A 21,451-nucleotide genomic window follows, 5' to 3' on the forward strand; every position below is an offset into this window, starting at 1 on the left:
ACATTATTTAAAGGAATTTAGGCATGGTTGAGTTGCCCTTTCAACAGCCTCAGACTTTGAATCAACGCCAAAATCGAGCTTTGGCGTTAGCGGCTGTGTTTCAAGCAACACAGCTGACCCATATGACGGCTATGACTGGTCGTCAAAGCATCGGGGAAAGTGGCAATTTTTATTTTGAACAATTGATTAAAGCCAGTCTCAATATACGCCCTTCAGACAATCAGTCTGGTCAAACCTTAGATTTTTTTAATCAATTGGCTGATATTTCTTTAGGTTTAAAGGCATTAGAAAGCAGCATCACTCAGCCCTTTTCCACCTCACCAAAATCCAGAATTCCCAAGTTAGCCAGTGCAAAACTGCCAATGTCATATGCAATGTCATTGTTAGCATTAGAAAAAAAAGTCTATAGCAACCCAAAATTCGTTGAAATTATTCATCAATCCCAGCAAAAAATTTTAAAACAGTTGTCCTTCTTCGATAATAACTACTTACACCCGAGTATTATTGCCAACTTAGCACAAGCATATGTCGACACTGCTGGTCAAATTAATCCAAGAATTTTAGTGCGGGGTAATGCAGAAGCATTTAAAGATACTGCACACACCAATCGTATTCGCGCAAGTTTATTTACAGGTTTACAGATGGCTCACCTATGGCGTCAATTAGGTGGTAGTTCATGGAATATGATCTTTAGCAAACGTAAACTTCTTCAAGATATTCAGGATCTTGCTCGATTACAATATCAGGTTGTGTAATTTGATATTGATCGAGTTTCGGTTTTACACAGGGTCATGTTGATATTTTATAGATGGTTTTAACATTGAGTATTTGTAAAATATAAATATGACCTATATTCCAAAGTTTAAGGAATCTTTATGAACGCTTTAACCGCACTTTCTCCATTAGATGGACGCTATGCAAGTAAATGTGATGCTTTGCGCCCTTACCTCTCTGAGTTTGGTTTAATCCATGCTCGTGTGACTGTTGAAGTGCGTTGGTTACAAGCGCTTGCAAACCGTCCTGAAATCACCGAAGTGCCTGCTTTCTCAACTGAAACAAACAATGCTTTAGATGCAATTGTGGCTCAATTTTCTGAACAAGATGCAAATCGCATTAAAGAAATCGAGCGCACAACCAATCATGATGTAAAAGCAGTTGAATACTTCCTTAAAGAAAAAATTGCACATATTGATGAACTTAAAAATGCGGGCGAATTCATTCACTTTGCATGCACATCAGAAGACATTAACAACCTTTCTCACGCATTAATGCTAAAAAATGGTCGTGATGTTTTAGTGGCTTCAATGCAACAAATTGTTGATTCAATCGTAGATTTGGCTGAGAAACACGCTGAACAACCGATGTTATCGCGTACCCATGGTCAAACAGCTAGCCCAACAACTTTGGGTAAAGAAATGGCGAATGTTGCATATCGTTTAGCGCGTCAGATCAAACAATTTAATCAAGTTGAATTGCTCGGTAAAATTAACGGTGCTGTAGGTAACTACAATGCACATTACTCTGCATACCCTGAAATCAACTGGCCTGCACATGCTCAAACTTTTGTTGAGTCATTAGGCTTAACATTCAACCCATATACAACCCAAATCGAACCTCACGATTATATTGCTGAATTATTTGATGCTTTACGTCGCTTCAACACAATTTTGATCGACTTTAACCGTGACGTATGGGGTTATATCTCACTCGGTTTCTTCAAACAACGTTTGAAAGAAGGTGAAGTTGGTTCTTCGACTATGCCACATAAAGTAAACCCGATTGATTTTGAAAACTCTGAAGGTAACTTGGGTATTGCAAATGCGGTATTGGCGCATTTGGGTGAAAAACTTCCTATTTCTCGCTGGCAGCGTGACCTTACTGACTCTACAGTGCTGCGTAACATGGGTGTTGGTTTAGCACAAAGCTTAATCGCATTTGAAGCATGCTTAAAAGGTATTGGTAAACTTGAATTAAATGCTACTCGTTTAAATGAAGATCTTGATCATGCTCAAGAAGTATTGGCTGAACCAATTCAAACAGTTATGCGTCGTTATGCAGTTGAAAAACCTTATGAAAAATTAAAAGCATTGACGCGTGGTCAAGCAATGACACGCGATATGATGGTCAACTTTGTCAATGGTACTGAGCTTGAAGCTGTACCTGCTGCTGATCGTGCGCGTTTAGCTGAAATGACCCCAGCAACTTATACTGGTAATGCTGCTGATCAAGCGAAGCAAATTAAAGATCTCATCGCTAAAATCTAAGATTTGTAATCCTTTTTTAGTCATAAAAATGCGAAGCTAAAGCTTCGCATTTTTTTTGCATTTTGATTACAATGCGCATTAATAATTTTTAGAAAACAATATAATGATCTACCACTCTTTAACCCCAAAACACTGGCTAGTACTGGCAGTTCTAGCAATTGCCATTATTTTGGCAAGTATCAATCCATTAGAATATCCGTCCTACATGTTGCATCAAATTGGTACGGTGCTGATGTTGCTTGCTTTATTCTTCTGTTTAAAGAAAATTGGACTGAGTTTTTCCTCATTTCTACTCTATATCTTATTTCTGATCATTCATGTCATCGCTGCTCATTATCTTTATTCCTATGTGCCGTATAATGATTGGTCAATCCAATATTTACACTTTGACCTTAACCAAGCCATGGGATGGTCACGCAATATGTTTGATCGCTTTGTACATTTTTTTTATGGCTTGTTTCTCTACCCATTTTTCTATCGCCTTTTCCAAGTCTGGCTACCAAATTTAAAACCAAGCGTTTTATTCATTCTGGTGATTCAATTTGTCATGGCAACCAGCTTATTTTATGAATGGATTGAATGGTGGTTGGCAATTGGTTTATCCCCAGAAGAAGCTGAAAACTATAATGGACAACAAGGCGATGTTTGGGATGCACATAAAGACATGTTCTTAGCAACAATCGGTGCAATTATTACAGGATTGCTAAGTCTAAAAACCAACAAACAAAATTAAGATCACTTTTAAGACTGCATATATTCACCAAATGTTAACGGTTTGGTGAATATCAGTTAATCTAAGATTTATTTAGATTTTCTTTATTTGCCAAAATATCTGGCAAGCTTCTCTCGATCCAACCAATCACATAACTTATTTTTTCAGCGGCTTGTGCACCCAAAATCGTCAATTGATACTCAACCTTTGGCGGAACTTCAGGATAAACCGTACGTAAAATAAATCCATCTTGTTCCAATACCCGTAAAGTTTGTGCCAGCATTTTTTCACTAATACCTTCAATACGGTTGCGCAACTCACTAAATCGTTGCACACCATCACTTAAACACCGCAGAACTAACACAGACCACTTACTGGTTAAATGCTCCAATATTTCTCTAGATGGGCATTCACTGGATAAAACTTGACCAATTAAATGACTTGAAGCATAGATGCTCATGAATTCTCTCCATACAGTAATTAGCTTACTTTTCGGTACGTACTTACATTTGGTAAGTTTAGTAACTATGATAATAGCATCAAGTTTAAAAAACATCCAATCCAAATCAATCAAAAGGTGAACTTTATGAAAATCGCAATTACAGGTGCTACAGGTCAACTTGGGCAATTGGTCATTCAGAGTTTAGTGAAACGCATCCCGGCAGAAAATATCGTGGCTTTAGTCCGTAACTTAGATAAAGCACAAGCACTTCAACAAATCGGTATCGAACTTCGCCAATTTGATTATGACCAACCAGACACATTGGTTCCTGCATTACAGGGCATTGATAAACTATTACTCATTTCAGCCAATGAAATTGGACGCCGTACACCGCAGCATAAAGCTGTGATTGATGCAGCAGTGATTGCCAAAGTCCCTTATATTGCCTATACCAGCTTACTCAATGCAACGCATAGCCCATTGGGTTTAGCAGCAGAACATCGTGAAACTGAAGCCCTTATTTTAGCAAGTGGTTTGAGCTATACCCTGTTACGCAACAATTGGTATAACGAAAACTACTTAGTCAATGTGCAACATACCGCAGAAACAGGCACACTTTATGGCAGCGCTCAGGACGGCAAAATTAGTTCAGCGTCTCGACTCGATTATGCTGAAGCAGCAGCTAAAGTACTGAGTTCAACAGGTCATGAAAACAAAACCTATGAACTTGCTGGCTCAACCAGTTTTACGCTTTTCGACTTGGCATCTTATATTGGTCAAGCGTCTGGAAAATCTGTTCAATACCAAAATATCAGTGCTGAGGACTATACACAAGCACTCACTACGGCTGGCTTACCAAGCGAATTAGTCAGTGTGATTGTCGATGCGGATGTCCAAACTGCACATGGTGCTATGTTCAGTACTCGTGAAGATTTAGAACAATTGATTGGTCGCAAAACCACCGATATTCAATCTCAAGTGAAATCACTTTTTTAGCATCTATGCGTTTGCAATCTATTCGCACCTTCTGAACACGAGACAACCAATGCCACGATATTGAAGTAAATAAATATCGTGGCAAAACAATGCTATGGATGAATATTACGTACAGGTAGATCAATATTCATCTGTAAATCTGCGAATGATTGTCTTTTGGTGTTGTACATCGTTGCATCAAATGTTGCAATTTTTTGCATGGTCATCGGATCATTAATATTGAGCATCGGTTTTAGCTGATGTTTGACATATAAACTAATCAGCTCATTAAATTCCAAATAGATTGGACCATCAAACATGATTTTGATCGGTACTTGATAATGTCGCTTGATGTTGAAAGGTACAGAAAGCTTAATCGGAATGTCCAGTTTTAAAGGAAATTCAGGTAGCAGTTTATTTTGATAAACCAAATCAGTGGTTGTTTCTAATGGCATCACTGTTTCGATTTGGATTTGAGTCGAATAGTCTAAATCAACCTCAATCGGTGTGGTGACCACAAAACTTAAATTGGCTAAATATTTGCCATTTAAAGGTAAAGTTAATTCGCGATTGATATCTAGTGTTGTATCTAAAGCTCCTTTGGCATGGGTCTCTAAATAGTTACCCACATGAATTTTTGTAGGTAAAGATTCAGACAATTGAATTTGTGCCTGCTGAGCAGAAACTTGCATTGAGGTCTGAATGTTTAAATATAACCAGACACCGATTGCAACACATAATACGACAATGAGGAAACTGAATAATAACGTTTTAAGCGATTTAAATAACCACATATCTCAGATCAACCTAATTCAATGCTTCAGATTGAGTATGTTCACGCTCAGCTTGTCCAGCGGTCTGACGTGAAATTTTTATACTGTTTAGCGGTATTTTTAATTGCCCTTTCTCAATTTTTACTGGCAAAGTATTTTGAACATCTACCGTGGCTTGCAATGCAGATTTGATCGGTACATTGAGGTGACCTTGAATCGGAATATTGGTTTTAAGCGTTGCGTCTAATGGAATATGCAAATTTTCTTTAAGTAAAACTTTAACAGGTGCATCAAATTTTAAATGTATGCTTTGATTCAACGGAACTTGTAAGTTAATGGGCACATCCATCTTCACCGGGATGGTACCTTTCAGAGGTAAAGTAATATCTTTTCCAAGAACTGTGACTTTCACTTTGGTATCAATCGGCATATCCTGATTGATTTTAATCACTTCATTCACAGGAATACTGGTTTCGATTGGTACTTGATTATCAAAGTAAACATGGGGCGTTAAAGTCTGAGTGATCGGTAAATTCAATTTTTCATGGATTGGAATTTCAGCATTCACTTTCCCTTTAACATCAACATTCAGGGCATCATGAATTTGTACTTTGGCTTGTAGCGGTTCTTTTAAATCAATACGGACAGCCTGATTTTCTAAAGGAATATAAATACTAAAATACTTAAATACCCAAATAGCAAGCATAACTCCACAAAGTGTAGCCACACAGATAAAGGCGATTCCTGCCATAATTTGCTTCAACTGCAAAATCCATTCCTTAATTTTTTATTTAATAATTAAGGTTTATTTTAAATATTTATGTGAATAAATATGCTTTTTTATGTATAAAAGTCGAAGTAATTTGTTCGTTTAATAAACAAACAATCATTTTTATCTGCCTCTCTTATGCTTAGTTTAGCTCAAGCAACCAATAACATTGAACAATCGCAAGATTTTTCTTATATTCAACGCTGACCTGACTTTTCTGATGATTTTGTTTAAATTTGAGTGTTTTAAATTTCTTTTTAGCCGATTCTGAACTGAGATCAAAATATAAATATTCATTAAATTGCTGCGCTAGCCGCCCAAAACTAAATTCCATTTTGCGTATCGGTATACCAGCATAACTGACATTTTGGACTTGATATACACTGGAATCATAAACATTTTTATCGACATAGCTTGATTTTGTAGTATGACGCTTTAAGGGTTCAATCAATTCATTATCATCATTATGAAAATCATATTGCTGTCGGATTGCGCAATTTTTCTCAAAGCGATCTTGTAATAAGGGGCGTAATTCTAAAGGCTTCGCATAAATCACCTCAGTTAACAGCAATATCATGCTGAGTAATATTAGCTTTTTCATATTATTTCCCTTTAATGTAAATGACTGACTATGAAATCGCTTTTATTCAGCTGTATTTTTATCTGCCCAAGCGCAAATCGCGATACCCTTATTTTTGCCTTCTCCAACCATTACAAAATTTGCAGCTTTAGCATTTTGCTGTTTTTTCTTTTTAATTTCATTAAATTGTTGCTGTGCTGAAGCAGTTGGGAGATCGAAATGTAAATACTCCATTAAAGTCAATCCTCGCCCCCATACAAACTCAATTTTTGTGACAATCAGTCCCCGATAAGTCGTATTTTTTAAAGTAAGGATTCTACTCACATAGGCGTTTTGTTCATCAACTTCATCTTTAGCCACCTGATTCATTAATATTGGCAGAATTTCATCATCGCGAACATAATAATCAAATTGCTGGCGAACCTCACAATTTTGTTCAAAACGATCTTGCAATATTGGAGTTAAATCAAGGCTTGTTTGCGGGGTTGCATGGATTATTGTTGATAAATTCAGCAAAACCAAAGCGAAAATTGGTAAATTTTTATTCATTTTTAATATGCTCTAAATTTCGGTTAAAATCGTTTATTAGATTTAAACCAAGATAAATTTAGAATATAAAAAAAGGAGCTTCAGATGAAGCTCCTTTTTACTGAATATTACAAATTATGCATTTGTTTCAGCAGGTGCTTTTGGATAGCTTACACCGCACATTTGTTCAGCAATACGTAATACTTGGCAGCTATAACCCACTTCGTTATCGTACCAAACATAAGCTGTTAAACGGTTACCTGATGTAATCGTCGCTTGTGCATCAAATACACCAGCAGTACGAGAACCAATAAAGTCAGAAGATACGACTTCGGTAGAGTTTGTATAGCCAATTTGACCTTGAAGGCTTGAGTTGATCGAGATTTGACGAATATATTCGTTTACTTCTTCACGATCTACTTCTTTCTCAAGTGTTAAGTTAAGAATAGCCAACGAAACGTTTGGTGTAGGTACACGTACTGAATTGCCTGTTAATTTACCTTGCAACTGAGGTAATGCTTTTGCAACAGCTTTTGCAGCACCAGTTTCAGTGATCACCATATTTAATGTTGCAGCACGACCACGACGATCTGCTTTATGGTAGTTATCAATCAAGTTCTGGTCATTAGTGAATGAGTGAACTGTTTCAACATGACCATTGATCACTTTGTATTTGTCTTCTAATACTTTCAAGACAGGTGTAATTGCGTTGGTGGTACAGCTTGCTGCTGAAATGATTTTATCTGAATCGATAATGTCATTTTGGTTCACACCAAATACAACGTTTTTCATATCACCTTTACCCGGAGCAGTAAGTACAACACGACCTACGCCTGGACATTTAAGATGTTGTGATAAACCATCGATATCACGCCATTTACCTGTGTTGTCAATCACAAGTGCATTATCTATACCATAAGCAGTGTAATCTACTTCAGCAGGGCTAGATGCATAGATCACTTTAATGAAGTTACCGTTGGCAATGATTGCTTCATTTTCTTCATCTACAGAAATTGTTCCTGCAAATGGACCATGAATTGAGTCACGACGTAACAATGAAGCACGTTTTTCTAAATCACCATCAGATGATTTACGTACGACGATTGCTTTCAAGCTTAAACCACGACCAAGACCAGACTGGCTGATGATCAAACGCGCTAAAATACGACCGATACGACCAAAACCGTAAAGCACAACATCTTTCGGTTCAACTTGTGCCGGACGACCTTCTAAAGAGCGAACAGCTTGAGCAACAAATGCATCAACATCGCCACCCTTTTCTTTGTATTCAACAGCAAGTTTACCTAAATCAACTTCTGCTGAACCAATATTATCTAATTTTGCTAAAGCTTCTAAAATAGGAAACGTATGTACAACTGAAAGTTCAACATCCATCATACGCGTACGACGGTGAGCTTTAAGAATTTGAATTACTGAACGGTTCACTAAAGAACGACCGTAAACAGAAGTCACAATATTTTTTTCACGGTATAATTGACCGATTAATGCAATCATACGTTCCGCGATTTCTTCACGGTTTTTCCAGCGACCTTGGTGCTCTGCATGTAGGGCGATGATAGTGTCTTTGCTCACAGATACGTCCTCTATTTATGTATATCTAGACATGGATTTTTAAACCCCACAATTGTAATGGAATTCTCATTTAGTTGAAATCAATTCATGGTAGATTTTTATAATAATTTGTCATGTTAGATATTTTTATAAAAATTAAATATTGATATCTAAACTATAATTGAGATTTCTTTGTTTATAGATCTTTAACATAGTGTTACATGCATTCCATAACACGAATGAAAAACATCCAGCTGCTTCATTTCAAACACGATTAAACTCAGTTTAACTGCTTTCCTCATCGAGCATTGACAGATCAACAGCCTATATTCAGTCGATATGATGTTGGGATAAACAGCGCTCAAGTATGAAATTAATCCATATACATGGATGCATGAAAAGCTTCAAAATCAAAATCTGCTAGATTCTCAGGAATTTTCATTAAAAAAGGGAAACGAATAATACCATTGTCCCCTGAAGGAAAAGCATAATGCCGTTCTAATTCACTCAAAGAAGTTAAGCTTTCAAATTCAATAAATACACTATATTTCGATAAACCTTTTGGAACGCTCAATACATCTAAGTATGTCTGCTTCTTAATCAGCAGTGCGGCATGTTTAGCTTGCAGAATATCTTTTTCTACTTTTCCACCTTTTACAATTTTCTTGAGCAAAGAGCCTTTTACTTGATTCTGTTCATGTTTTAACTGTTGGATGTAGAGTTGTAATTCGTTGTAGTCTTTGCCTTGATCAAACATAATCTCTTGAAGCTTTTTTATAGGTTGTTGTGAACGTTCATGCATGACTTGCCATTCCTGTTTACTCATCGGAATAAAGATTTCGTCCTTACGTTTTTCCAAAAGCTTCAAATATGCCAGTAAACGATATTCAAATAACTGCACATGTGCATTGAAAAACAATGCGGGTTGTTCTTTAAAATCGCGATAATGAGACAAAATCTCAGATAAAATGCGATGAACACTCATAAATAAATATTCAAATTCTTCTAAATGTGATAAATCATTTTTTACGGCATTTCTTAGCGGCATTAACACATTGGCAATTAATATTTGCTCAATGGTTTTTACATGATTCTGAGCAACAACTTCACTATTTTTACCAACCATCCCAAGCGGTTGCATTAGAAATGGCAATAGCTTAGTTTCAGTAAAACTTTCAAACTCTTGTACAATTTCAATGACATCTCGATGAACTTGATGTTGGATCGTCACCATTTTTTGTATCAACTGATCTGTTTGTACTCGGTATGCATTTTCACTGATCTGTTTTGGGTCAATCACTAATCCTGTTAAATAGATTTGATTGTTATATTCAATATGTTCTTCAAACAAAAATCGACGAATTGAATATGGGTTTTGCTCAAAATGTTGTATTGGTGCAATCAAGTAAATAAATTCAGAAGTATTCACAATATCAAATTTACGAATTTTCTGTTCGCTGACAATAAAATATTTAAAGAAGGGATGAGCAAATAGATTTGATGATTTGGTCAGTAAAGGTTTAAACCAATATCCTAATAATTGTTGCTTGATAAACACTTCGATAATAAAGCATTTGATTTGATTTACCGTTAAATCACGTACATTCGGATGAATGTGAATATTGAGATTTCGTACCAGCTTCGCCACATCTTGCAAAAAAACTCGGCGTATTAATATTTTTTCACGTTGCAAGCCAAGATGGTCATCGACTGGAATTAGATCAATCTGATGTAAAGTATTTTCAAGGTAATCTGCAATCTGTACACAATCAGTAATTTGTTCTAACCAATGGAGTGAGTTACTTAATTTATTGGCAATCGAACGCATGCGCTCATTGTCTAAACGATGCTTTAACGTTTCCAATGAGTTTGTAATTTTAAATTCAAAGGTATTTTCAGTTCTATTCCATTGTATCTCTTTAGGCTTTAAGATTTGACGATCAATTTCTTCGCGTACTTCAATATTAGCTTCATCAAAAATTTCGTACAACACCTTTGCCCAGTTCAAATCTGTACTCGGCTCAAGTTGCAAAAGAGTTGCCCGTATTTGATAGGGAATCATTGTTATATTCATCATCAATCAATATTCTTTTCTTTTTAAACATGTTTAATAGCACTAATATTGAGATATATTTAACATTTATTTTAATTTAAGTTCAAGGATTATCGTTTTTATATTTAAAGAATACCTGTTACTTCTTTCTTTTATCAAATTTTTTAATATTCAATTCCAAATTTTTTCGTTTCTTTCCTTGTTGATAAATATGCCAACTACCTTCTAAAACCAAAACACCTACAGCGCACCAAATCGGGATATAAGTCAACCATTCATCTGCGGAAATAGACTCTCCTAAAGCCAATGAAGCCAATGCCAATAAAACGGGTTCTAAATAACTCAGTAAACCAAACAGCACCATAGGCAAATAACGACTGGCTAAAATATAACTCCCTAGACCAATAGCACTTAATGCACCTAGCCCAGCAACCACCAAAAATAAACTGGGCATTTCAATAAACTGCCCATAAGCATTCACTCCCATTTGAGTAAAATAGATGGCAACAGGTATGCAAATCAGGATGTCCCACCAAAACCCACCAAGATTATCCGTTTTGATTGCTTTTCGGATCAGAAAATACAGTGAATAACCCAAAGCAACACTGATGGTTTCCCATGCAATACTGCCCAAACGCCACAATTCATGACCTACCCCTAACACAGCAAATGCCACGGCAACCATTTGAAATTTTGATAACTTTTCTTTATAAAAAATACTACCCGCGAGAACCAAGACCAGAGGCAAAAGAAAGTATCCCAATGAAACTTGTAATCCTCGTCCATTCATCGGTCCCCATAGAAACAACCAAAGTTGGAAACAAGTCAGCGCAGAAGTGATCAGCAGTAAGATCAATAACGCAGGTTGCTTCATCATACGCTGATAAATACTTTTGACGTGGGCAAAATCACCACTGAAAAACATAAATAAAGTTAGAAAAGGTAAGGTTGCAATGATTCGCCAACCAAATGTTTGTTGGCTATCTAAATCGCCTAATAATTTGGTATAAAAATACAATACTCCAAAGGTGACAGATGCCAATATAGACAATGCTACGCCCTTAAACATCTATCGCCTCTCGAAAATTCTCAAATAAATCTTTCAATAGTATAAACTTTTTTTCTTTCAAAATTATTTTGAATATTACAATATTTTCTCAAATGAACATTTGAAATAATCAAATATCAACAGACAAATTGCCAGCTTATGGAATTATTGTGAAACGTTCTGCTTGGTTCGAATAATATCTTTTAAATTAAAACCAACCGTTTGTGCATATCGTAGAAATTCAGTTACTTTGGTTTCATCAGGATGTGGATCACGTGACAATAACCATAAATATTTACGTTTAGGCTCTCCGACCAAAGCCATTTGATATTCTGGGTCTATTTTAAGCACCCAATAATCCCCTCTTCCCACGGGCATCCAGCGAATTGCCTCAGGAATAAAACTGACTTTAAACTTAGAGTTAAAGGGTTCATTACTGATAAAAGCTTCACCCAACGCACGCAATTCTTCGCCATTTTGATCAATACAACGATTATCTACTGCAACATTGCCAAACTCATTGACGGTATAACGTGCAGTGACATCAGACTTACAGGCTTTTTGAAAATACATAGGTTTACGTGCAATTTCATACCATAACCCGAGATACTGACCTAGCTCTAATTTTGGAACAGCTGCCAATGTCGAATAATCCGCATACACTTTAGGATAAAAAAGAGTAGCAGAAATAATGCTGAACCCAATGATCATGTTTTTTAGCGTATAGGATTTGGGTAATATTTTGAATAATTGCACTTTATACCCTCAATCGTGGATTTTTACTATTTATTATAAAATAATCAGAAATGTAAACTTAGATTGTAGCTTTATGTATCCTATGTCCATATTAAAGCAACAATCTAAGTCAAATACAGCAATCACGTCTCAAACGAAATCACTTTAACATTCGCGCTTTTAAACGCACAATTTCGTCTCGTAAGCGTGCTGCTTGTTCAAATTGCAACTCTTTTGATGCTTTTAACATCTCTTTCTCAAGTTTAGTGATGTGTTTAGTGAACAGTTTAGGGTCAGACAAAATATGACGTTCGTCCGCAGTTAAAGCATGTTGTTGCTCAACAATCGCATCATCAATTTGATCGTCAGTGAGCACCTCGCCGGTATCGATTTCTTTGATTGCTTGACGAACTGCACTGCGTGGAATAATGCCATGTTCTTCATTAAATTGAATTTGTTTAGCTCTACGACGTTCAGTTTCATCTATGGCTTTCTGCATAGAGTCCGTCACACGATCTGCATACAAGATCGCTTTACCTTTGACATGCCTTGCTGCACGCCCAATGGTTTGAATCAGTGAACGTTCAGAACGTAAAAAACCTTCCTTATCCGCATCTAAAATCGCCACCAAAGAAACTTCTGGCATGTCCAAACCTTCACGTAGCAAGTTGATCCCCACGATCACTTCATGTATACCTGTACGTAATTCATGGATAATTTTCACTCGCTCAACCGTATCAATATCAGAATGCAAATACGCTACTTTTACGCCATATTCTTTTAAATATGAGGTCAAATCTTCAGCCATACGTTTGGTCAGTGTTGTCACCAACACTCGCTCATTCAGCTCTTTACGAATATTGATTTCGGAGAGTACATCATCGACTTGGGTTAAAACTGGACGTATCTCAATTTCTGGATCGACTAAACCTGTTGGACGAACCACCTGCTCGGCAACTTGGACTGATTTTTCCAGTTCATATTTTGCAGGTGTTGCGCTGACATAAATGGTCGTCGGAACAATACGCTCCCACTCCTCAAACTTCATTGGGCGATTATCCAAGGCGCTTGGTAAGCGAAAACCATAATTAACCAAGTTTTCTTTTCGAGAACGGTCACCTTTGTACATCGCACCAATTTGAGGAACTGTCACATGTGACTCATCAATAATCAGTAAGGCATCATCTGGAATATAATCAAACAATGTTGGTGGTGCTTCACCTGCCGGACGACCAGACAAATGTCTTGAATAATTTTCAATCCCATTGGTATAGCCGAGTTGTTGCATCATTTCCAAGTCATAACGCGTACGTTGTTCGATCCGTTGCGCTTCTAACAACTTTTCATGCTCTTTAAAGAAAACCAAACGTTCTGCAAGTTCATCTCGTATCGTTCCAATAGCACGTTCAAGATTATCTTTTGGAGTGACATAGTGGCTTTTTGGATAAATCGTCACACGAGGGGCTTTACGTACCAGTTTCCCGGTAATTGGATCAAACCAACGAATCGAATCGACTTCATCGTCAAACAGTTCAACACGGATGGCATGTTGGTCCGATTCGGCAGGGAAAATATCAATAATTTCGCCACGAATACGGTAAGTACCTCGTAAAAACTCCAGCTCATTGCGTGTATATTGCATTTCGACAAGACGGCGAATAATGTCATCACGACTGATTCTGTCTCCTTGTACAATATGCAACAACATACTCATATAAGCATTTGGATCACCCAAACCATAGATGGCTGAAACTGAAGCCACAATAATGGCATCCCGTCGCTCTAATAGTGCACGTGTTGCTGAAAGACGCATTTGATCAATATGATCATTAATCGCTGAATCTTTTTCAATAAATGTGTCAGAAGAAGGCACATAAGCTTCGGGTTGATAATAATCATAATAACTGACGAAATATTCGACAGCATTATTGGGGAAAAATGCTTTAAATTCACCGTAAAGCTGGGCTGCAAGGGTCTTATTGTGCGCCATGATAATGGTTGGTCTTTGCGTTTGAGCAATCACATTTGCCATGGTATACGTTTTACCAGAACCAGTCACACCCAATAAAAGCTGATCATGAAAACCTTGATTTATCCCTGCAACTAATTTTTCGATCGCCTGCGGTTGATCACCAGCAGGCTGGTAGTTTGTAACAAGTTCAAAAGGTTGATGATCATTCACAATAATTCACTCTTTTAACCAAGAAGAAAGAAGCTCGTGCAGTTTAACAGAAACCGACTTGAGCAAAAGATTTACCTTAAACTTAATGGGGTTTTTTACACAATATTCAACAAATACCTTGACCCTTTTTTATTTCGATAGCAACATGGAATTAAGCCGATTAAAGGATTGAAAAACATGACATATCACTACCATGATGAAAGCATTATCAAAACTTTACCTGAAGACACTGTATTTGTTTTCGGAAGTAATTTGGCAGGAACACATCAAGGTGGTGCTGCAAAAACAGCGCATTTATTTTTCGGGGCAACCAAAGGTGTGGGACGTGGTTGGGCAGGTCAGAGTTTTGCAATTCCAACCATGAATGAACATTTACAACAAATGCCGCTTTCACAAATTCAACATTATATTGATGATTTTAAAATATATGCTAAGAATCATCCAAAAATGAAGTATTTCATTACGTCTGTGGGATGTGGTGTTGCAGGTTATAAAGTTGAAGAAATCGCGCCCATGTTTAAGGGAATCGCGCGTAATGTGATTTTTCCAGTCTCATTCCGCCCTTTCGTTGAAAAGACATTACCCAAGCTGACGCAAAAATTGTTGCATAGTTTTATTACAGATCAGGTCATTTTTAGTGCTGATCCTGAGCAAGCAATACAAAATTTAGATTTAACAGATGCAGAAAAAAGCCTAGCCACGATTATTTTAAACACGCCCATGTACCCAAATGACAGTAATGGACGTGATCGGATTTTTGAAATACAAGACATTCTTCACAATCTGCATGGCAAAATAATTGAATTCCAACCGAACTCTGAAGGTTCAATGATTATTGGTGGTGCGATTTTGGCATTGTTAGAGCTTTATCATTTAAATGAAACAGATTTTATTGATGTATGGACAGGTCAACGCGTGATTGCAGCGCCTAAAGCAGAACATCATGCCAAGAAGTAAGTCAAGTATAGTGCATAGGATCACTTTTTCTTCACATCACAATATATTTAGGTATTGCCATTTTACCGTATTATATTTAAGCTAAATTTATAAATAATAAAATGGAATAAGAATGGAGCAAATCGATTTAACGATTTTTAATTTGTCTCCCATTGCGATGTGGCTACAGGATTTTAGTGGCATCAAAAAGATTTTTGATGCCTGGGCTGCTGAAGGTATATCTGATATACAGCACTATTTAATCGAAGATCCTCAACGTTTAGTCCCCTGTCTAGCTGCAATTAAAACCATTAATGTCAATCAAAGTACACTCAATTTGTATGAAGCCCATAATTTAGAAGAAATTATAGAAAAATTTCCAGAAATGCATAGTCAAGACACTGAGATGATGCATATTGAATTTTTTTCAGCATTGTGGAACAAACAAAAAAATTGCTCTATTCCAGTCATCAACTATACTTGTCAAGGTAAAAGAATCGATGTCCAGTTGAGAGCCAACATTTTGTCCGATGACAAGGATTGTTGGGATCGAGTGCTATTGACCACTGAGGATATTTCGCAATCACAAAATGCGCGACGTTTTGCTGAATCTTTATTTTTACATTCTCCAACCGCACTTTGGGTAAAAGACTATAGCAAGATCAAAACAATATTTGATCAACTCAAAGCCAATCACCTTACAGATTTAAAAAGCTATATCGAAAAAAATCCTGATTTTTTATTTTTTTGTTTTAAAAACATCCAAACTGTAGGTGTCAATCAAGCTTTGCTTGACCTTTTTTGTGCCTACAATAAACAACAGTTTTGTCTGCATCTACATCGTATTTTTAAAGATCATCTTCTTCAAAATTTTTCTCAACAACTATTATATTTATGGAATGGACAGCATCAAATTAAACGAGAATGTGAATATCAGTCGGTGCATGGTGATTTAATTCATGTTCAAGAACACTTCGTCATTTTCCCTGACTCACAACATAATTGGGATACCGTGCAAATTGCATTTACAGATTTAACTGAACGAAAAAAATTAGAAGATTATTTACACTACGCCAATCAACATGATCAATTGACCCAATTATATAACCGCACATTTTTTAGTGAAGAAATCCAACGTTTACAATCCGCTGCATTTCATTCACTTTCCTGTATTTATTTGGATATTAATGGATTAAAAAAAATCAATGATGTTCAAGGTCATCATATTGGAGACTTATTAATCCAAAGATTTGCAGAACTTTTAAAAACATCGACCTTAAAAACCAATTATTCAGTATCTCGTATAGGCGGAGATGAGTTTGTAATTTTAATGCCTGAAGCAAATCAACGTGATATAGATAATCTCATAACCATAATTCAACAAAAATTATTGGCTGATCAATTAGCGTTTCCACACCATCCAATTCGTGTTGCATTTGGTTATGCAAGTATAAATCAGCAAGGTGATATCGCGGATTTATTAAAAAAAGCCGATCAAATGATGTATAAGGATAAACAATATTTTTATTTAAATCAGGTCAGTCGTCAGCATGATTTTAAATATTAAAAATACACTTTTACACTAATTGTCAGTAAATGGACAAAGTGAGTCAGTTATCACTATTTTTTAGAGATAATAAATAATTTACATTTTATTTTTGCTTATTATTTTACATCCTTAAATTTTAGGATATATTCCAAAACAATTAAATGACTTTTATAGCAAACGAGAATCTTGTAATGGCATTTTCCGATTCTTCTATTTTTGATATATCCCCCACACCTATGTGGTTAGAAGATTATAGTGCAATAAAAGAACAATTTAATCAGTGGAAAGATCAAGGGATTACAAATCTTCAAAGCTTTTTAGAAGCACATCCAGAACAAGTGACTCAATGCGCACATAAAATTAAAATTGTTAAAGTGAATCAAAAAACTTTACAGCTTTTTGAAGCAAAAAATCAAAAACATCTCTGTCAAAATTTAAATGTTATTTTCCAAAAAGAAATGTTTGATTCACATATCAAAGAGTTGGTTGCACTTTGGGAAGGTCAGACAGAGTTTTCCAGCACCACTGTAAATTACACGATTTCAGGAAAAAAGCTGGACATCAAACTACGTGGCGCGGTGATGCCTGGTTCAGAAGAGAGTTTAAATCAAGTTCTTATTACCACAGAAGATATTACAGACTATCAAAATGCCCGTCGTCTAGAAGAAAAAAATCGACAACTTGCAGAATCTCGCTTTATCTATTCACCTGCTTCATTATGGGTAGAGGATTTTAGTCGGGTCAAAATGCGTTTAGATCAGTTACGCCAAATCGGTATTGATGATTTTAGAACCTTTTTGGATGTACATACAGACTTTGTGAACCAATGTATTGAAGATATTATTTTACTGGATGTCAATCAAGCAACACTGGACTTATTTAAGGCTCCAGATAAAGAAACCTTATTTAAAAACTTAAACAAAGTCTTTGCCAAAGAAATTTACCAAACATTCCGAGAGCAGTTGATTGAATTGTGGAATGGTAAAATTCACCATCAACGTGAAGCGATCAATTACGCTTTAGATGGCTCGGTACGGAATGTATTGTTGCAATTTACTGTTTTCCCTGGTTATGAGGAAGACTGGAGTTTAGTTCAAGTCGCACTCACCGATATTACGGCGCGTAAAAAAGCAGAAAGTTATTTGGAATACCTAGGTAAACATGATGTATTGACCAAATTATTTAACCGTTCATTCTATACAGAAGAAATTAATCGTTTAGAACGCAATATATTGCGTCCGACCTCTGCAGTTTTCATCGATATGAATGGGTTAAAAGCCATTAATGATCAATTCGGTCATGATATTGGGGATGGTTTGTTACGCCGAATGGGCAATATTCTCAGTCGTACGATTGCCAATACCAGTTATACCGCGTCCCGAATTGGCGGAGATGAATTTGTGCTGCTTATGCCTGCAGCCAATGAGCAAATGGTTGAATCTATGATTATGACCATAGAGGAATTACTGAATATTGATAATCAGTACTACTCTTCACAGCCGATCAGCATTGCAATTGGTTATGCCACAACCAATGAAAATGAAAGTATTGATAATATGTTGAAGCGAGCGGATTTATTGATGTATCAAAAAAAGAAAAATTATTATGAATACGTCACTGAAATGCTCAATGAACAAAACTTAATATAAAACGGGAAAGCTTAGCCGAAACCCTCAACACCAGCTTGATATATCTAGGGTCTGTGGACAATTCGTCTATGTTTGCGACTAGGTGTGTTTTTTAGGCGATTTTAGGCGCGAAATACGAAATTTAGTCATTCTAAATGAGTAGTTCGTAACGACGAAGCGACAAAAAACACGCTAGTCCCCGCTACGCCTTGCGCTGCAAACAAAGCAGTGCTTTGTTCTTGCTCAGGGTTGTGGCTAAAATTATCTCAGGCTACGTTATGAAACTTAAAAATAGTCTCGCTATTCTCTTCATTTCATGCCTTGCCTGCTCAATTTTAACCTACAACGCAAGCCATTTATGAAATGTCCACAGACCCTAAAAATAAGACATAAAAATAGGTGCTTTATGCACCTACCTTTTCTATTCAAACTTTAACGTTTACCCATCGAACGACGTGTACCACGTGGAGGCATCCATGTACGGTCTGCATATTGCTCAGGTTTTGGGCGCACTTGATTGTGGGCAACATCATCTACATTTTCAATAGCTGATGGCATTGGAAAAGGTAAATTCACCAATGGCTTTTTTTTGGGAGTATTTTGGGTGCTCATGTGATTCACTCAATTTTAACTGGCTATATTGTACGTAAATTTTGCCCTTGATGCGAGTGATCTCCATTGCGCTTATTTATTTGTATTCTATTGATACATTAATTTTTTGTTTTTCGTGAATATTTGGTCAATTTGCATAAATATTAAACGACCAAACCTTAAAATTTAGGCTATGATAATGTGCTTTTTATTTTTTAATCCCTATAAGAAGGAATAATGCCGTGGACGTACGTCTCTCTGATCGTGTAAATGCCATCAAACCGTCTCCAACGCTTGCTGTTACCAATAAAGCTGCTGAATTAAAGGCTGCTGGTAAAAATGTAATCGGATTGGGCGCAGGCGAACCAGATTTTGACACCCCACAACACATCAAAGATGCTGCTATTACAGCAATTAACAACGGTTTTACCAAATACACCGCTGTTGATGGTACCCCTGGCCTTAAAAAAGCGATTATTGCTAAATTAAAACGTGATAATAATCTTGATTATGCAGCAAACCAAATTTTGGTTTCGTGTGGTGGTAAACAGTCTTTCTTTAACTTGGCGCTGGCTTTGTTAAATAAAGGTGATGAAGTGATTATCCCTGCACCATATTGGGTTAGCTATCCTGACATGGTGATTATTGCAGAGGGTGTTCCTGTTATCGTGAAGTGTGGTGAAGAACAGCGCTTCAAGATCACCCCTGCTCAATTAGAAGCAGCGATTACTGATAAAACACGTTTGGTGGTTTTAAACAGCCCTTCAAACCCTACTGGGATGATCTATACTAAAGCTGAACTTGAAGCCTTGGCTGAAGTTTTACGCAAATACCCTGAAGTTTTTGTAGCATCAGACGATATGTATGAACCAATCCGTTGGGATGATGAGTTCTATAATATTGCAACAGTTGCACCTGATCTTTATGACCGTGTCATCGTGTTGAATGGTGTATCTAAAGCTTATGCAATGACTGGATGGCGTATTGGTTATGCTGCTGGTCCAGCAAAATTAATCGGTGCGATGAAAAAGATTCAATCACAATCAACATCTAACCCAACATCGATTTCACAAGTAGCTGCTGAGGCTGCATTGAATGGTCCTCAAGATGTTCTTGAGCCAATGATTGAAGCATTCAAACGTCGTCATGATCTTGTTGTTCAAGGTCTAAACGACATTCACGGCATCACTTGTTTACCTGCTGACGGCGCATTCTATGCTTATGCAAACATTCGTCCTTTGATTCGTGCTAAGGGTCTAAAGTCTTGCACTGAATTCTCTGCATGGTTACTTGAAGAAACTGGTGTTGCTGTTGTACCTGGCGATGCTTTTGGTTTAGGCGGGTATATGCGTATTTCATACGCAACTGCTGATGAAGTTCTAGTAGATGCGCTTGCACGTATCAAAAAAGCTGCTGATTCAATTGAAGGTATTGATGCTGCAATTGCTTCTATCGAAGCTGAAAAAGCAGCGCAATAGTCTACTATTATCACTGTGATTTGATGTAAAAATGGGTGTATTGATACACCCATTTTTTTGTCTATTGCTCTATCTGCTGTAATACCTTGTTGATCCATCAACGCGAATAAAGATTATTCCTGAAGCAGTAGTCCTGTCGTATTATCACCATCGTTACCTGTACCGTAATGCTCAATTCGTCTTTGATCAGGTTGTGGTGTATAGGTATTTGATAAAGCATAAACTTTTTCATGGTCAACCAATAATAAACCTGAAGTATTGTCACCATCGTTACCTGTACCATAATGTTCAATACGCGGTTCTTTGGTTCTTTGTTGCTTTGATGCCGGAACGAGTTTCATCGGCTGTTTCAGCAAAAGACCTGAGCTATTATCACCATCATTACCTGTACCAAAGTGATCAATTTTCATGTTTTGCTCATGATGTTGTGATGCAAAACTAGAACTTGCAACACCACATAGACCAATAAAAACAAATTTGATCAAAGTTTTCATGTAATTCTCCTGTGATAATTCAATTTTCATTCTAAAGATTGAAGTTATACAAAGAATGGTCATGAAAATTACAATTGCGACATACAAAGCGGGCTGCATACTTCTTGAATAATCATGATGTTGAGTCAAATTGCTGAAGTAT

Annotated in this window: 20 protein-coding genes; 8 read left to right on the forward strand and 12 right to left on the reverse strand. The window is 36.6% G+C overall.

The genetic code is table 11. The annotated features are described in order from the left end of the window. Positions 1–23 precede the first annotated feature (23 nt). The 3 genes from hflD (at position 24) to F938_RS04230 (ending at position 2,997) form a co-directional block, all read left to right on the forward strand. Entirely contained in the window at positions 24–755 is a 732-nt protein-coding gene (gene hflD / locus F938_RS04220; protein WP_004831235.1) for a high frequency lysogenization protein HflD, read from the forward strand. 120 nt (positions 756–875) lie between these two features. Beyond that, a complete protein-coding gene (gene purB / locus F938_RS04225; protein ID WP_005029686.1) occupies positions 876–2,264 on the forward strand; it encodes an adenylosuccinate lyase in 1,389 nt (462 codons plus the stop codon). A 103-nt stretch (positions 2,265–2,367) separates the two neighbouring features. Next, on the forward strand, positions 2,368–2,997 hold the full coding sequence (locus F938_RS04230; RefSeq protein ID WP_005029689.1) for a DUF2238 domain-containing protein: 630 nt from the start codon (positions 2,368–2,370) through the stop codon (positions 2,995–2,997). Positions 2,998–3,058: 61 nt separating this feature from the next. Here the strand turns inward: F938_RS04230 and F938_RS04235 are convergent, their stop codons facing one another. After that, a complete protein-coding gene (locus tag F938_RS04235; RefSeq protein ID WP_004831239.1) occupies positions 3,059–3,436 on the reverse strand; it encodes a winged helix-turn-helix transcriptional regulator in 378 nt (125 codons plus the stop codon). A 126-nt stretch (positions 3,437–3,562) separates the two neighbouring features. Here F938_RS04235 and F938_RS04240 point away from each other — a divergent pair, with 126 nt between their 5' ends. Beyond that, positions 3,563–4,414, forward strand: coding sequence for an SDR family oxidoreductase (locus F938_RS04240; RefSeq protein ID WP_005029693.1), 852 nt, complete (start codon positions 3,563–3,565; stop codon positions 4,412–4,414). Between the two features lie 92 nt (positions 4,415–4,506). Here the strand turns inward: F938_RS04240 and F938_RS04245 are convergent, their stop codons facing one another. The 9 genes from F938_RS04245 to uvrB form a co-directional block, all read right to left on the reverse strand. Beyond that, the gene (locus F938_RS04245) at positions 4,507–5,187 is read right to left on the reverse strand and encodes a hypothetical protein (protein WP_005029696.1); all 681 of its coding nucleotides are present in this window, start codon (positions 5,185–5,187) and stop codon (positions 4,507–4,509) included. A 13-nt stretch (positions 5,188–5,200) separates the two neighbouring features. After that, positions 5,201–5,917 carry an MFS transporter gene (locus tag F938_RS04250; protein ID WP_370469249.1) on the reverse strand — a complete coding sequence of 239 codons (717 nt, stop codon included), beginning with the start codon at positions 5,915–5,917 and terminating at the stop codon, positions 5,201–5,203. A gap of 160 nt (positions 5,918–6,077) precedes the next feature. Further along, the gene (locus tag F938_RS04255) at positions 6,078–6,536 is read right to left on the reverse strand and encodes a hypothetical protein (RefSeq protein WP_005029700.1); all 459 of its coding nucleotides are present in this window, start codon (positions 6,534–6,536) and stop codon (positions 6,078–6,080) included. A 42-nt stretch (positions 6,537–6,578) separates the two neighbouring features. After that, positions 6,579–7,064, reverse strand: a complete 486-nt coding sequence (locus F938_RS04260) for a hypothetical protein (protein ID WP_005029701.1) — start codon at positions 7,062–7,064, stop codon at positions 6,579–6,581. A 114-nt stretch (positions 7,065–7,178) separates the two neighbouring features. Next, positions 7,179–8,636, reverse strand: coding sequence for a glyceraldehyde-3-phosphate dehydrogenase (locus tag F938_RS04265; protein WP_005029703.1), 1,458 nt, complete (start codon positions 8,634–8,636; stop codon positions 7,179–7,181). Positions 8,637–8,988: 352 nt separating this feature from the next. Then, a complete protein-coding gene (locus F938_RS04270) occupies positions 8,989–10,692 on the reverse strand; it encodes a hypothetical protein (RefSeq protein WP_228129506.1) in 1,704 nt (567 codons plus the stop codon). Between the two features lie 115 nt (positions 10,693–10,807). Then, positions 10,808–11,737 carry an EamA family transporter RarD gene (rarD, locus tag F938_RS04275; RefSeq protein WP_004831250.1) on the reverse strand — a complete coding sequence of 310 codons (930 nt, stop codon included), beginning with the start codon at positions 11,735–11,737 and terminating at the stop codon, positions 10,808–10,810. 144 nt (positions 11,738–11,881) lie between these two features. Beyond that, entirely contained in the window at positions 11,882–12,472 is a 591-nt protein-coding gene (locus tag F938_RS04280; RefSeq protein WP_004831251.1) for a lipocalin family protein, read from the reverse strand. 139 nt (positions 12,473–12,611) lie between these two features. Further along, on the reverse strand, positions 12,612–14,633 hold the full coding sequence (uvrB, locus tag F938_RS04285; RefSeq protein ID WP_005029706.1) for an excinuclease ABC subunit UvrB: 2,022 nt from the start codon (positions 14,631–14,633) through the stop codon (positions 12,612–12,614). Between the two features lie 177 nt (positions 14,634–14,810). Between uvrB and F938_RS04290 the strand changes: the two genes are divergently transcribed. The 3 genes from F938_RS04290 to F938_RS04300 all read left to right on the forward strand — a co-directional run bounded on the left by F938_RS04290 (position 14,811) and on the right by F938_RS04300 (position 18,767). After that, positions 14,811–15,590: an A1S_2505 family phage non-structural protein gene (locus F938_RS04290; RefSeq protein WP_004831253.1), complete on the forward strand. Its 780-nt coding sequence runs from the start codon at positions 14,811–14,813 to the stop codon at positions 15,588–15,590. 112 nt (positions 15,591–15,702) lie between these two features. Then, a complete protein-coding gene (locus F938_RS04295) occupies positions 15,703–17,136 on the forward strand; it encodes a GGDEF domain-containing protein (RefSeq protein ID WP_005029708.1) in 1,434 nt (477 codons plus the stop codon). A 173-nt stretch (positions 17,137–17,309) separates the two neighbouring features. Further along, positions 17,310–18,767, forward strand: coding sequence for a sensor domain-containing diguanylate cyclase (locus tag F938_RS04300; RefSeq protein ID WP_005029709.1), 1,458 nt, complete (start codon positions 17,310–17,312; stop codon positions 18,765–18,767). Between the two features lie 411 nt (positions 18,768–19,178). Here the strand turns inward: F938_RS04300 and F938_RS04305 are convergent, their stop codons facing one another. Beyond that, positions 19,179–19,358: a hypothetical protein gene (locus F938_RS04305; RefSeq protein WP_004831256.1), complete on the reverse strand. Its 180-nt coding sequence runs from the start codon at positions 19,356–19,358 to the stop codon at positions 19,179–19,181. Between the two features lie 221 nt (positions 19,359–19,579). Here F938_RS04305 and F938_RS04310 point away from each other — a divergent pair, with 221 nt between their 5' ends. Further along, positions 19,580–20,815 (forward strand): pyridoxal phosphate-dependent aminotransferase, encoded by a 1,236-nt coding sequence (locus F938_RS04310; protein WP_005029711.1) that lies wholly within the window; start codon positions 19,580–19,582, stop codon positions 20,813–20,815. Positions 20,816–20,928: 113 nt separating this feature from the next. Here F938_RS04310 and F938_RS04315 read toward each other — a convergent pair whose 3' ends face one another. Next, a complete protein-coding gene (locus tag F938_RS04315; protein ID WP_005029715.1) occupies positions 20,929–21,309 on the reverse strand; it encodes a hypothetical protein in 381 nt (126 codons plus the stop codon). Between the last annotated feature and the right edge of the window lie 142 nt (positions 21,310–21,451).

The sequence above is a fragment of the Acinetobacter bereziniae LMG 1003 = CIP 70.12 genome (genome assembly GCF_000368925.1).
Classification (GTDB): Bacteria; Pseudomonadota; Gammaproteobacteria; order Pseudomonadales; family Moraxellaceae; genus Acinetobacter; species Acinetobacter bereziniae.

What these genes read in the sequence shown, in the direction of transcription:
- hflD (WP_004831235.1), top strand. Translation starts at nt 24, where the DNA reads ATGGTTGAGTTGCCCTTTCAACAGCCTCAGACTTTGAATCAACGCCAA.
- purB (WP_005029686.1), top strand. Translation starts at nt 876, where the DNA reads ATGAACGCTTTAACCGCACTTTCTCCATTAGATGGACGCTATGCAAGT.
- F938_RS04230 (WP_005029689.1), top strand. Translation starts at nt 2,368, where the DNA reads ATGATCTACCACTCTTTAACCCCAAAACACTGGCTAGTACTGGCAGTT.
- F938_RS04235 (WP_004831239.1), bottom strand. Translation starts at nt 3,436, where the DNA reads ATGAGCATCTATGCTTCAAGTCATTTAATTGGTCAAGTTTTATCCAGT.
- F938_RS04240 (WP_005029693.1), top strand. Translation starts at nt 3,563, where the DNA reads ATGAAAATCGCAATTACAGGTGCTACAGGTCAACTTGGGCAATTGGTC.
- F938_RS04245 (WP_005029696.1), bottom strand. Translation starts at nt 5,187, where the DNA reads ATGTGGTTATTTAAATCGCTTAAAACGTTATTATTCAGTTTCCTCATT.
- F938_RS04250 (WP_370469249.1), bottom strand. Translation starts at nt 5,917, where the DNA reads ATGGCAGGAATCGCCTTTATCTGTGTGGCTACACTTTGTGGAGTTATG.
- F938_RS04255 (WP_005029700.1), bottom strand. Translation starts at nt 6,536, where the DNA reads ATGAAAAAGCTAATATTACTCAGCATGATATTGCTGTTAACTGAGGTG.
- F938_RS04260 (WP_005029701.1), bottom strand. Translation starts at nt 7,064, where the DNA reads ATGAATAAAAATTTACCAATTTTCGCTTTGGTTTTGCTGAATTTATCA.
- F938_RS04270 (WP_228129506.1), bottom strand. Translation starts at nt 10,692, where the DNA reads ATGATGAATATAACAATGATTCCCTATCAAATACGGGCAACTCTTTTG.
- rarD (WP_004831250.1), bottom strand. Translation starts at nt 11,737, where the DNA reads ATGTTTAAGGGCGTAGCATTGTCTATATTGGCATCTGTCACCTTTGGA.
- F938_RS04290 (WP_004831253.1), top strand. Translation starts at nt 14,811, where the DNA reads ATGACATATCACTACCATGATGAAAGCATTATCAAAACTTTACCTGAA.
- F938_RS04295 (WP_005029708.1), top strand. Translation starts at nt 15,703, where the DNA reads ATGGAGCAAATCGATTTAACGATTTTTAATTTGTCTCCCATTGCGATG.
- F938_RS04300 (WP_005029709.1), top strand. Translation starts at nt 17,310, where the DNA reads ATGGCATTTTCCGATTCTTCTATTTTTGATATATCCCCCACACCTATG.
- F938_RS04305 (WP_004831256.1), bottom strand. Translation starts at nt 19,358, where the DNA reads ATGAGCACCCAAAATACTCCCAAAAAAAAGCCATTGGTGAATTTACCT.
- F938_RS04315 (WP_005029715.1), bottom strand. Translation starts at nt 21,309, where the DNA reads ATGAAAACTTTGATCAAATTTGTTTTTATTGGTCTATGTGGTGTTGCA.